Annotated in this window: 18 protein-coding genes and 2 pseudogenes; 16 read left to right on the plus strand and 4 right to left on the minus strand. The window is 39.5% G+C overall.

Annotated features, from left to right (window positions below):
• Positions 1-3: 3 nt before the first annotated feature.
• Positions 4-192, minus strand: a complete 189-nt coding sequence (locus ASG93_RS36435; protein ID WP_235550893.1) for a hypothetical protein — start codon at positions 190-192, stop codon at positions 4-6.
• 235 nt (positions 193-427) lie between these two features.
• Between ASG93_RS36435 and ASG93_RS19280 the strand changes: the two genes are divergently transcribed.
• The 7 genes from ASG93_RS19280 (at position 428) to ASG93_RS34290 (ending at position 4188) form a co-directional block, all read left to right on the plus strand.
• Positions 428-973 (plus strand): TetR/AcrR family transcriptional regulator, encoded by a 546-nt coding sequence (locus ASG93_RS19280; protein WP_056834301.1) that lies wholly within the window; start codon positions 428-430, stop codon positions 971-973.
• A 190-nt stretch (positions 974-1163) separates the two neighbouring features.
• The gene (locus ASG93_RS19285; protein WP_056834302.1) at positions 1164-1652 is read left to right on the plus strand and encodes a hypothetical protein; all 489 of its coding nucleotides are present in this window, start codon (positions 1164-1166) and stop codon (positions 1650-1652) included.
• A 202-nt stretch (positions 1653-1854) separates the two neighbouring features.
• Positions 1855-2544: a YjgB family protein gene (locus ASG93_RS19290; protein ID WP_056834304.1), complete on the plus strand. Its 690-nt coding sequence runs from the start codon at positions 1855-1857 to the stop codon at positions 2542-2544.
• A gap of 135 nt (positions 2545-2679) precedes the next feature.
• Positions 2680-2835: a hypothetical protein gene (locus ASG93_RS35225; RefSeq protein WP_156410966.1), complete on the plus strand. Its 156-nt coding sequence runs from the start codon at positions 2680-2682 to the stop codon at positions 2833-2835.
• An 89-nt stretch (positions 2836-2924) separates the two neighbouring features.
• The gene (locus ASG93_RS35230) at positions 2925-3359 is read left to right on the plus strand and encodes a hypothetical protein (protein ID WP_156410967.1); all 435 of its coding nucleotides are present in this window, start codon (positions 2925-2927) and stop codon (positions 3357-3359) included.
• Positions 3360-3507: 148 nt separating this feature from the next.
• A complete protein-coding gene (locus ASG93_RS19295; RefSeq protein ID WP_056834305.1) occupies positions 3508-3798 on the plus strand; it encodes a hypothetical protein in 291 nt (96 codons plus the stop codon).
• A gap of 147 nt (positions 3799-3945) precedes the next feature.
• On the plus strand, positions 3946-4188 hold the full coding sequence (locus tag ASG93_RS34290; RefSeq protein WP_156410968.1) for an MOSC N-terminal beta barrel domain-containing protein: 243 nt from the start codon (positions 3946-3948) through the stop codon (positions 4186-4188).
• Here ASG93_RS34290 and ASG93_RS37210 read toward each other — a convergent pair.
• The 3 genes from ASG93_RS37210 to ASG93_RS37215 all read right to left on the minus strand — a co-directional run bounded on the left by ASG93_RS37210 (position 4137) and on the right by ASG93_RS37215 (position 5065).
• A complete protein-coding gene (locus ASG93_RS37210) occupies positions 4137-4274 on the minus strand; it encodes a restriction endonuclease (protein WP_082614973.1) in 138 nt (45 codons plus the stop codon). The two genes, ASG93_RS34290 and ASG93_RS37210, sit on opposite strands and share 52 nt — an antisense overlap.
• A 39-nt stretch (positions 4275-4313) precedes the next feature.
• The gene (locus tag ASG93_RS19300) at positions 4314-4778 is read right to left on the minus strand and encodes a hypothetical protein (RefSeq protein ID WP_056834307.1); all 465 of its coding nucleotides are present in this window, start codon (positions 4776-4778) and stop codon (positions 4314-4316) included.
• 131 nt (positions 4779-4909) lie between these two features.
• Positions 4910-5065, minus strand: coding sequence for a DUF3973 domain-containing protein (locus ASG93_RS37215; protein WP_156410970.1), 156 nt, complete (start codon positions 5063-5065; stop codon positions 4910-4912).
• Positions 5066-5346: 281 nt separating this feature from the next.
• On the opposite strand from ASG93_RS37215, the pseudogene ASG93_RS34300 reads away from it, so the two are divergent.
• From ASG93_RS34300 to ASG93_RS35240, 9 genes and pseudogenes are all read left to right on the plus strand, one after another.
• A pseudogene (locus ASG93_RS34300) lies at positions 5347-5481 on the plus strand (NADAR domain-containing protein); the annotation flags it as partial.
• Between the two features lie 227 nt (positions 5482-5708).
• Entirely contained in the window at positions 5709-6338 is a 630-nt protein-coding gene (locus tag ASG93_RS19305; protein WP_056834309.1) for a hypothetical protein, read from the plus strand.
• Entirely contained in the window at positions 6310-6927 is a 618-nt protein-coding gene (locus tag ASG93_RS19310; RefSeq protein WP_056834311.1) for a hypothetical protein, read from the plus strand. Before ASG93_RS19305 ends, ASG93_RS19310 begins: the two co-directional genes overlap by 29 nt.
• Before the next feature lie 19 nt (positions 6928-6946).
• Positions 6947-7327 carry a hypothetical protein gene (locus tag ASG93_RS19315; protein ID WP_056834313.1) on the plus strand — a complete coding sequence of 127 codons (381 nt, stop codon included), beginning with the start codon at positions 6947-6949 and terminating at the stop codon, positions 7325-7327.
• A 222-nt stretch (positions 7328-7549) separates the two neighbouring features.
• Positions 7550-7987 (plus strand): hypothetical protein, encoded by a 438-nt coding sequence (locus tag ASG93_RS19320; RefSeq protein ID WP_156410971.1) that lies wholly within the window; start codon positions 7550-7552, stop codon positions 7985-7987.
• A gap of 374 nt (positions 7988-8361) precedes the next feature.
• Positions 8362-8832 carry an NUDIX domain-containing protein gene (locus ASG93_RS19325; RefSeq protein ID WP_063891908.1) on the plus strand — a complete coding sequence of 157 codons (471 nt, stop codon included), beginning with the start codon at positions 8362-8364 and terminating at the stop codon, positions 8830-8832.
• Positions 8833-8937: 105 nt separating this feature from the next.
• A complete protein-coding gene (locus ASG93_RS19330) occupies positions 8938-9456 on the plus strand; it encodes a nucleoside-triphosphatase (RefSeq protein WP_056834316.1) in 519 nt (172 codons plus the stop codon).
• A 44-nt stretch (positions 9457-9500) separates the two neighbouring features.
• Positions 9501-10064 carry a hypothetical protein gene (locus ASG93_RS19335; RefSeq protein ID WP_156410972.1) on the plus strand — a complete coding sequence of 188 codons (564 nt, stop codon included), beginning with the start codon at positions 9501-9503 and terminating at the stop codon, positions 10062-10064.
• Between the two features lie 70 nt (positions 10065-10134).
• Positions 10135-10203, plus strand: a pseudogene (locus tag ASG93_RS35240) (DltD domain-containing protein); the annotation flags it as partial.
• Positions 10204-10242: the final 39 nt, after the last annotated feature.

Here is a 10242-nt window from a genome sequence, read left to right on the forward strand (position 1 = left end):
TTTTCAACCCCAGGTGCTTCCTTTGGCTCCCACAACAAGCAAGGTTGGTAGCAAGATAGCGGCATATACGGCAAACAAGATGGTGATTTCCAGACTGCTTAGCTGATAATGCTTTCCATATACAGGGAACAAGGAGGAAATATAAGTAGCCCCGCAGGACATCATAAGAATAACCCAAAGCATTCTTTTCATAAAAACACACTCCTTTATCTAAGTGAGATTACTTACTAGTAGATAAGTACCGCAACTCATCTATCATTTCATAATTAAATTTCCAATGTAAAGCTCTTTCTATTCTTCGATCATCCGCATTTAGATTTTAACCTACTAGTTGGTAAGTGTCAATGGATTACTCGAAAGAAATTCATATCAATGAAAAGCTTCGCACAAGTTGACTCCTTACTAGTTGGTCAGATAAAATGTAGGCATGGAGAATAGAAAAAAACAAATCACGGATTTGGCGCTGAAACTCATTCAAGAAAAGGGCTACGTCGCGATCAGTTACGACGATCTTGCGAAACAACTTGGCGTAACCAAGGCAAGTATCCATTATCATTTTGAAAAGAAGGAGGATTTAGGGGTTGCCGTTACTGACCGGGTTAAACAAAAACTTCAATCTTTATTCCTAAAAATAAACGATCCCTCGATAACTATTGAAGATAAGATTACTTTTTTCGCAACAACACAAATCAAGCAATTAACAGATGGAATCTGTCCCGTCTCTTCCCTGCAAACTGATTTTGAATCATTACCAAAAGCACTTCAAGAAAAAGTACTTGAGCTAAGCCAAATCGAAATATCATTAATGAAACAAATTGTGTCTGAAAATGAACAACAACGTGATGTTGACGAGGAATCCACTGCTCTTATGATACTCTCAGCTATTAAAGGTGCGATGCAATATCAGCGAGTTATGGGTATTGATTTATTACCAAAAGTCTTGGAACAAATACATCGCATCCTTATGAAATAAAAAGCCGAATAGATGGAACAAGTCAAAATCAAAGGACAAAGAGCAGATGCCGCGGCTATCTGCTCTTTGTCTATCCCCTATGACATTAAAAACGCTTGATTCTTCGTAAATAATTATAAGCTAGGTTCTACTTTATTATGATGGATTTATGAATGGATATATATGTATGTAACACTAGAATTAGAAGGTGATGACGATTAAATACCAGATAACCGCACAAACTCGCAAGGAAGCAGAACACGGTTCGGCATCGAAATTGGACCCTGCCAGCCGCGGCTCCTCATCTGAGCAGACTTTGCTCAACGGCAGCGTCCAGCGTAAAAGCGCGTTCGGAGGTTCAGGAATTTTGCCTTCCGCTTCTCAAGTGTTGCAGCTGCAGCGAACGATCGGCAATCAGGCCTCAGTCAAGCTGCTCACCTCCATGCATGGATGCAAGAACGGTCGTACAGCGTACCCCGGCGAGCATTCAGCGCGAAGATACTTTGCCAGATCCAGTGAAAGAGGTGCAGGTCAATCCGTTATTAAGCTTGATGAAGAGAAAAAAGGCGGCGCGAAATGGAGTTCGGAGTGCGACGCCGTATTCGCTCATATGAACAATCAATATGGACTCGGCGGCATCTCGTTCCACAAAACGCGTGGTGGCGTGGATTTTATTTATCATATGCTGCCTCCAAATTAAGCAACTGGTTTGATTCAATCTAACGGGATACGTTATGTGGAGAGAGAGCGTTACGGTTTTGCTGAATATGCTTGTGTATAAAAACAAGCAAATGAATGCTGCATTGTTATGTTTATCCATGCGTATTAAACTGCAACAATAGATCTCTTTTAATCGTTTGAATATTGTAAGTACTCAAACATATAGGAGAGAAGGTATTACTATGAAAAGTTTAAGTAAAAAAACAACGGTACTCCCAATGTTAATTGTGAGTATGCTTATGTTCACAGCATGTACATCAACTGAAAAACCAGCCGCGAGTGCAGCTGCTCCAATAGCTAGTAACACACCAAGCTCAGTAATTGAACCTTCATCAACGCCTTCAGCTGCAGCTAGTGCAACTTCAACTACTTCAACAAAGCCAGCATCAACGCCTAGTGGCAGTACCAATATACAACCAATATCATCAGAAACAACGTCCGTTACAAAGCAAATTAAAGATATTTTTGAACTAGCCAAATTAGGTAAAGTAGCTGGCATAGAATTTGCTGCAGAAACAAGAGTCATTGAAGATGTGGAGAAAGCATGGGGGAATGCGGATCATAAAGAAGCGGTGGGAAGCGGAATATATGCGACCTACACCAAGAAAAATGCAGTTATTGGCTTCAATAAGGGTGAGCAAATCATTGATATTCGTTCCAGTGATCCAAAGCTGCAAGTACTAACATTGAATCAAATTGAACAAGTGCTAGGAAAGCAAGTGGATACGAAGGTAAATGGGGATGACATGATTTATATTTATAAAGCATCCGATGTGTTTCAACTTAAATTTATTATTCCCAAATCAACCGGAAAAGTAGACCACATTTCTGTTTTTGATACCAAACATTCAGTCAATAACATGGCTGGCTAAATAGAAAATCAAAGGGGTTCACCCCTTTGATTTTTTTTGTGTGTAAACAACAATTTTGGAAGAAGTAAATCTTAAAAAATTATGTTAAACCTTTAAAGAGTCATTCTTTATGGTGCGGTAAAAGAGCCGATTATAATGGATCTTCTACATTTGACTGAAGTGGATGGTATCGAGGATTATATGGAATTTGAAGCATTATTTGAAGAAGACCGCTTTGAATATGCGGAGCCGATTCGTAAAATTCGTCATCTAGGCAAGATCTCAATCGATTCAGCTATTTTTCTGCGGTAAAACAACAAAACTTCGGGTATCAATTCTTCAGGATAACGTGCATCTGATTCGCCACAAGCCTTATTCTTTGTCGTCCGTCGCCAGAACGTATGACTATATCCCACGCACAGCCCCTCGAAGGAACAAATGCTTGCAGTCTTATTTTAAGTGCTAAAGATAATGTTCCTTCTATCAATGCAAAAGGCGTGGCTCTTGCTTATCCCATCAAAAGGTTGTTTAGCTCTGGAAAAATAAGCTTAAGCATTCATGCCCAATACTTGCCAGATCCCTCTTCTATGGGGAATTATGACCGTTATGAAGGCTTTGCTCAAGTGCAGGGTGTTATCAGTTGGAGATTCACATTATTCCCAGTATCTGATTATCAAAACGATCTAACATGGGCTGGAAGGTTGGATGAAATTTCTGGTCCATACTTAGAAAATGCTTCTATTCAAGTTCGTCTTTCAAATTCAAAAGAAAATACATTAGGACCCATTGTTTTAGAGAACCACTTGAAAAACTGTAACTTCCAGGTATCTCGCTAACGGAGAACAAGAGCACATCAACGACAGGCTGCCGGCAAAATCGGCAGCCTATTGAACTAAGGGCAGGATAATGCAACAATGCCTTGTGTTGATCGTCTATTATTGTAAGAAATAAGTAAATTGAAATAGACTGGTGAGGAGTTATGGTATGCGTAAAATTTTCAAATTAAAATTTATTTTACCAGGTGTCCAAATCATTTTGACTATTGCGTCCGTAATAATAGACCGAAGTTTCAATCATGGACTTGGTGAGGGAGTAAATCAAGTTAGAGCCAATCTTGTCAGTAATATTGAGTTTTTCATTAAATTTTTCCTTAGATACGATGATATCGTAAACTATAATTTCAGGTTAATAACAGTTTTATTGGCTATTGGGTTTTGGTGTTTAGTCGGTTTAGCAATTGATAAAATGCTAGTAAGAATTAAATATTCAAGATGAAAACGTTGCACTAACGGAAACGTTTGTTCAATAACACCAAGGGTAGGTTGCCTGTTTAGGTGGCAGCCTTACTGTGCTCACGGGCAGTAATGTTCAATAGAGGCAATATCATCTATAATAAGGAAATATTGTTATTTTCGGAGTAGCTTGACATCACTAGTTGGTCAAATCAGTGAAATCAACCGATATCCTGTAAAATCGTTTGCGGGAGAGAGTTTGGAGACTTGCACAATTAATACATATGGCTTATATGGCGACCGTTTTTGCGCCTTTGTTAATGAAACAAAGGATGGTTGGGAAAGCTTTATCACTGCTAGAGATATTCCTAGTATGCTCACTTATAAGGCTAAACTCGTCGACAAGGGAGTAAGTATGAGATCCAAACCTTGATCATTACTAGGAGGTGTTAGCTCAACTTGATATCCCTTATAGGTAAATAGCTGTTCCAAGGCCATTTCAAATTCCCTCCCAGTCATTTCCTCCAGCAGCTTGTTTAAACCAATGGAGCTCACTTTCTAAATAAATGCTAGTCTTTTATTATCCAAGTGAACCTTACGAGTATGTTCGATACGAGCCGCCATTTTTTTTCGCATTTTATCTGTTATCTTTTTTTTATTATTCTTATAGTTTTGTTTTTGAGATTCATGAGCGGGTTCCACAGTTTTCAAAACGCTTTTTTCCCGAACCTCATTGCTATGTGCTACTTCTGGTGCCTTATGCCAGCTATTATGATTAAAAACCCCTTCTTCGCGCCTGGCCTGTATACGATTGTGTTTCTCTAAGATCCGTCTTAGTTTGGCTGCATACTCTCTACGATAATTCTCTTTGTGAAATATACGTTTGAAAAATGTATTACAATGCTTCTTAATCATTTCGTCTACATAACAATTCGTGCAATAAGGCAATTGTATAAGATTATCTTGAGTCTTACCCTCTTTCCACAGTGCATCATAATGAGCATTGCAAGCTTGGCAAATCATAATTGCTGCCTCCACATTTTCAAGCAGATAGTCATTATCATTGATTTAAAAGGGTGCACAGTCCTCCATACCTAAAAACAAAGTACAGTTTGATCAAGTATATCTGAACTTAAGCTTAAGTAATTCGTTACTCACTTTCTTTCAATATTACAAACTCCTGCATTATAAAGGGTTGAATCAAAGTAATAGAACCCTGATCTAAAAATTAGGATTTGTTTCGATTTAGAACGCAAGTGGAGTTCTTTACACTGGATGCAATAGTACATTGGATCACCTCGTAATACCATAATTCGACAAGATAAATTGTCTAGAAATAATTAAGTTGCGACCTTCGACGGTGTTAGGCAATTTGCTGCGCGCAAATCAAGCAGTTCTGGAAAAAGGACCGATCAAGATCAACATCTGCTGGCGATAATCCGTTTGCGCCAGGCCGTACTTTTTGCGAAATAAATTTGCGGAAAATGACGTGCTTCTGATAGCCTACCCGTTTGGCGACGTCGACACAATGCCGAAACTTAAGGTTTCTGCATTGCTTTTTATTGGTAAAAAAAATTACTTAGAATAAATTGATCGAATCTGGGGCATTGGGTTAGCAAAAGATGATCCAAGCGTTGAAAATCCATTGAAATGGCGTGGGAAAAACTTGCTTGGGTTTGCACTGACTGAGGTGCGCGACCAATTAATGGATTCACTCGAGGAATAATGCATTGGGAAGCTGATTACGCTAATGAATATATTACGTCCCATACACGAAGGCAGTCGGTCACAATGATCGACTGCCGTCTTCAGGCTAAAGGACTGGAAGTTTTTATCAAAAAATAGTGCAGGGGAAATTATGAAAAAGTAGAACTAGTACTAGTAATAAATGACAGTTACTGGTGTATTATAGTAAGTTAGAGATTGTGGTGTGACAACAAAGGAGTGGAACATATGCCATTTGACGTACCAGGAATGGCAGACGAGCAAAGCGAGCTGGTCGTGGATAAGTGGAATGAAACGATTAGGAAGACTTTTGATAGGTTAATAAAAAGTTTCGGAGAAAGCCGGTTCATACAGTTGGAAGCAACTTCGTTCAATAATCCCGTTCGCGCACCTATGAAGTGGTTTGGAGATTCGTTGCAGCCTAGGCGCTGTATCGGTGATGAATGGACACAGAGACTGGCGGATTGGGGGGATCTAGGGCGGCGAAGTCTACATCACGAATATTGTGAATACGTCGTGATTCATAAACCGGATTCTTACGGGCAACTGCGCCCTAAAAGAGTACAAGTGACGACGGAAATGCGTGAGTATTGGGTAAGCGTCGCTATACACGACCCCAACAAACTGCGCAAAATGGCCCAAGAGATACTAGGACAACAGCCTTCTTGGGAAGAACTTTATGGCACTAAAGATCCTTTCGCGTTAAACGAAGAGGAAAGAGAAATCTCCTTTCGACATACACAGCCGGACATGGAAATGATCGTACACTCATTAAGAAAAAAGTGCCGTCTCATCCGGTCGGCAACTGAATACAGAGCAGGCGTTGTTTATGAAGAGCCCTATCAACGGGTTAGTTGATCTCATGTATATCGTTGTTTTCGGCGTCAAGCCCTATGGAGTGGAAAAAGAACAAGGAATACAGCCTGCGACACGCGATGAAATTCTTCATTATTATGAAGTCGAATATTTGGCTTGCCATCATGCGGATCCCAATGTTGTACTGGCTGGACATTCGGCCGCCACGGAAGGGCGAACGGTGGCATTCGAAAATCCGCTCGGTATTTACATCCGTTCCTTCGCCCGGCAGTTGTTCCTATTTCAGAATATGCCCGTTTCCGATCGTTGGGTTCGTTGGAGTCGAGGAAAACCGAGCATTTATCAACGGTTGGAGTTCGGTCCGGACGATGAGGAAGAGATATTCTTAGATGACATCTCTATCTTGATAGGCGAAAATAAAGAACCATTGACAGGAGGTTACCAGCTGTTGCGGCACATGGAAATCGGGCCACTTGTCCTTCTCAGTGAACCAAGCGCGGTGACCGAACAAGAGTGGGTCAGGCTGACGCCTTATAGTGGCAGCATTCATTGTGTCAAGTCGGAGGACTGCCTTAGCTTCCGTAAACTAATTCATCAGTACGAAACAGCGCCAAAGCCCAATAACAGTTGAATAAGGAGAGTGCGAAAGGATGCCTGATTTACAGGAGGGAATTTTTTACGCACCCGGAATGAAACCTGGGAAGTTCTATACGGTTCTTTTTCTCCGTGCTCCAAAGGGGATTAACGCTATAAAAGCGGGGGAAACGCTTGGTCAATTATGGAAGCTCTATGAGAATCTAAAAAAAGGAAGCGTGCCGGATCTGCCAGTGGAAACCGTTCCTGACGGTAACTTAACCGTTATGCTCGGATACGGGACGAAAGCATTCGAACTTCCCGGCTGCGGCAGAAGCGCTCCATCAGCTTTACGGCTTTTCGGAAAATTCGCGACTCCCTTGAAGAAAGCAGGGGGGCCATCAATTACAATGAAATTTCTTAATGAAGGTGAACATACAGGCTGCCGTAGAAATTAATCGCGGCAGCCTGTTTTCGCGAATGGGCAGAATTGTGTAGTGGAACAAGGCTATCGGTAATTTTGACAGGACTAGTTGTTCAGTCGGGCAGCACTTATGTGTAACAGAAACTTTTTGGGAATTAATACTGTCTTTAAATATTATGGTCGCTCCGTTTGTTTTTTTAAAATGGAAGGAGAGAGTTAAATAGATGATATTAAATATGATTAGAATATGATTAGAATGTTAATCTTCGTACTTACTTTACTCCTCATTTCTACAGCATGTAAGGATATAAGCGCTGTAACTGGAGACAAAATCTATATTGAAGAAGGTTATCAACAGCAACTAATAAGATTGAAATTAACAGAGGTTGCTGCACTTCCGTATTTCACAAAACCGTTCATTTGTGTGGCTAAAGATGAGATAGGGGCGCAATATGCAGTTGTATTTCGTTCTGCTGAAAAAGTGGACACCACGAAGTTGCCTGTTTCCTACGAAAGTATTCTTGCCCGAGTTAAAGAGGAAGGACACAGAGATATAATGAAAGAAAATTTACATTTATTTGAAATAAATAATGAGCTAGTTTGGTCGTTTTCCGATGGAATAGGGACTATGTATATGGATCTTAAAGGGGAAGTATTAACTGATCCTTTTAAAACAAGCCAAAAAACTGATTAAATAAATTGCCTTGAGGCATCTAAAAGAATATCAATTAGCTTACAAATCCTTATTGTCACAAGCGTCAAAGCGTTTAAATTGATTGATCTAACGGTGATCGGCAGCCTCATTAAGCTAAAGGGCAGGATAATTAAGCCTTGACGGAAATACAGGGTGGTGGTTATTATTACCATAATATTGGTTATATGGAGAGAATCGAATGTATATTTTAAGTTTGATACAATCACATCATCATGAGAAGCGTTAACACATTCCTAAAAAATAGGGATGGGTTAACGCTCTTCGCGCTTCCCATCCTGCGATATACAACGCGCAGGACCAAGGGTCTACGCGTTTTTTGTTTCAGCAAAAATAGAAAACGGAGGAATTCAGAAATGGCAATCATGACAGATGCAAAAGGAAATATTTTCTTGGAATTCTTTGAAATCGAAGAGGATCAACTCAATGCTACCGAACTCGATGCCCCATTAACACATGCATTAATTGTAGTGGAATACCAAGGGAAGTACCTATTCATGCATAATAAATGGAGAAACAGCTGGGAATTGCCTGGAGGTATTATTGAAGATGGAGAAACTGCTAAGCAATGCGTAATTAGGGAATTATTTGAGGAAACCAATCAAAAAATCGATGAAGTTTACTTCAAAGGTTTAATGAAATTTAGACTTCAACCAAGTTACCATGGCCCTGAAAGGACAGAGTATGGAGCTTTGTTTTCAGGTCAACTAAGTCAACTTGATGATTTTGTTGAGAATGATGAAGCTAGGTGTATTATTTTATGGGATGGCACATCGGATATTGGAAAGATTAGCGAGGTAGACAAGAAACTGATTGAGTTCGCCTAACTTATCATTGCGCTAACGAGTAACGTTAGTGAAGGAGCTTGCCGTTAAGGGGGCTCCCTTTCATATTGAAATAACGGAAGGGTTGATGATTTGGATACATGTTATTTGTTAACTGGGAAACCTCGCGTGGGGAAATCAACAGCAATAAAACGAATTATTAACCGAATTGGTCCAGATTATTTTGGTGGTTTTTACACAGAAGAAGTACGTAACTCGACGAATCGAATTGGATTTAATTGTGTAACTCTTAGTGGTGAGAGTCAACGTATTGCGAGTGTTGATAGTGAAAGTTCGGTAAGAGTAGGGAGATATGGGGTTGAAGTAGATACTTTTGAGAAAATCGCTTTAAAGGCAGTGAGGCTATCGTTAGATACGAAGAGGATTACAGTTATCGATGAAATTGGTTTCATGCAAATGTTATCCGTTCCCTTTCAAGAAATGATCCATGAAGTTGTTTCGAGCTCTCAACATATTATTCTAGGGACAATCTGCGTAGATAAACATCCAGATATTTACAAGATAAAAGAACTGACTGGGATAAAACTTTATGCAATGAATGAAGAAAATCGTGACTTGACAACAGAATTATTAGCAAATGAAATTCTTAAGTTATGTCATGAGTAAATTTGATCTGCATTTTCGTTTGTTGAAGTAACGGGCAGATTAGCGTGGTTGAACAAAGTTCAAAAGAAGGGAAATGGGATTTTTTATGGAAATATATATATCCTGCAAAGAATATTTCCCTTAAAGGAAGTGTAAAAGTGGAACTGAAAATTTCAAAAAATGATTGGAATGACTTTAATATTAATAAGCCATTATGCAATGAACACAAACTACTTTTAACATACTTCGGGGGAATAACTGAAAGATGGAACGAGACAGGAGTAAGTTGGCTGTTAAATTTGAATTCAGCATTGACTCTTGAAGACGCAGAAGAAGGTTTTCATGGATGGGAAGATTATATCGCAGATATGAGTAATGATGAGGAGTTCGAAAGTTATATCATTCCCAACGACTACATAGCATTCGCCTTTGAGGCTAACGGCAATATGACATTATATCATAAAAATAACTCATCAATAATTATGCTTGCTCATGATCATTGTTTTGAGCACATATCACCCCTTGATGGTTATCCAGAATATACTATATACAGAATGAATGATTGCCCAAACTTTGTTGCTTGGGTCGAAGAAGTTGCCAAGCAAGAAATAAGTAGATTGATTGGATAGCACAATGAATGATTAAAGCTAACGGAAACGTTAGCTCCGCCGCATATCATTAAGAAGGAGTGTGGAAAGTATGTTTCATGTAAAAGATATTTTATCCGATCAGTTATTAGCAAATGCTAATGACCCTAGTTGGTACCTACCATCTTGTCTTGTAATTTGAGCGTTCGGATCAAATAGG

Source organism: Paenibacillus sp. Soil787, from assembly GCF_001429545.1.
In the GTDB taxonomy this organism is placed as follows: Bacteria; Bacillota; Bacilli; order Paenibacillales; family NBRC-103111; genus Paenibacillus_E.

Excerpts from the sequence above, each read along its gene's own strand:
- ASG93_RS37215 (WP_156410970.1), bottom strand. The coding sequence starts at position 5,065 with ATGGTATTACGAGGTGATCCAATGTACTATTGCATCCAGTGTAAAGAA.
- ASG93_RS19320 (WP_156410971.1), top strand. The coding sequence starts at position 7,550 with ATGTTAATCTTCGTACTTACTTTACTCCTCATTTCTACAGCATGTAAG.
- ASG93_RS19310 (WP_056834311.1), top strand. The coding sequence starts at position 6,310 with ATGAAGAGCCCTATCAACGGGTTAGTTGATCTCATGTATATCGTTGTT.
- ASG93_RS37210 (WP_082614973.1), bottom strand. The coding sequence starts at position 4,274 with ATGACTGGGAGGGAATTTGAAATGGCCTTGGAACAGCTATTTACCTAT.
- ASG93_RS19280 (WP_056834301.1), top strand. The coding sequence starts at position 428 with ATGGAGAATAGAAAAAAACAAATCACGGATTTGGCGCTGAAACTCATT.
- ASG93_RS19285 (WP_056834302.1), top strand. The coding sequence starts at position 1,164 with ATGACGATTAAATACCAGATAACCGCACAAACTCGCAAGGAAGCAGAA.
- ASG93_RS19305 (WP_056834309.1), top strand. The coding sequence starts at position 5,709 with ATGCCATTTGACGTACCAGGAATGGCAGACGAGCAAAGCGAGCTGGTC.
- ASG93_RS36435 (WP_235550893.1), bottom strand. The coding sequence starts at position 192 with ATGAAAAGAATGCTTTGGGTTATTCTTATGATGTCCTGCGGGGCTACT.
- ASG93_RS19295 (WP_056834305.1), top strand. The coding sequence starts at position 3,508 with ATGCGTAAAATTTTCAAATTAAAATTTATTTTACCAGGTGTCCAAATC.
- ASG93_RS19300 (WP_056834307.1), bottom strand. The coding sequence starts at position 4,778 with ATGATTTGCCAAGCTTGCAATGCTCATTATGATGCACTGTGGAAAGAG.
- ASG93_RS35230 (WP_156410967.1), top strand. The coding sequence starts at position 2,925 with ATGACTATATCCCACGCACAGCCCCTCGAAGGAACAAATGCTTGCAGT.
- ASG93_RS19290 (WP_056834304.1), top strand. The coding sequence starts at position 1,855 with ATGAAAAGTTTAAGTAAAAAAACAACGGTACTCCCAATGTTAATTGTG.
- ASG93_RS19325 (WP_063891908.1), top strand. The coding sequence starts at position 8,362 with ATGGCAATCATGACAGATGCAAAAGGAAATATTTTCTTGGAATTCTTT.
- ASG93_RS19315 (WP_056834313.1), top strand. The coding sequence starts at position 6,947 with ATGCCTGATTTACAGGAGGGAATTTTTTACGCACCCGGAATGAAACCT.
- ASG93_RS35225 (WP_156410966.1), top strand. The coding sequence starts at position 2,680 with ATGGATCTTCTACATTTGACTGAAGTGGATGGTATCGAGGATTATATG.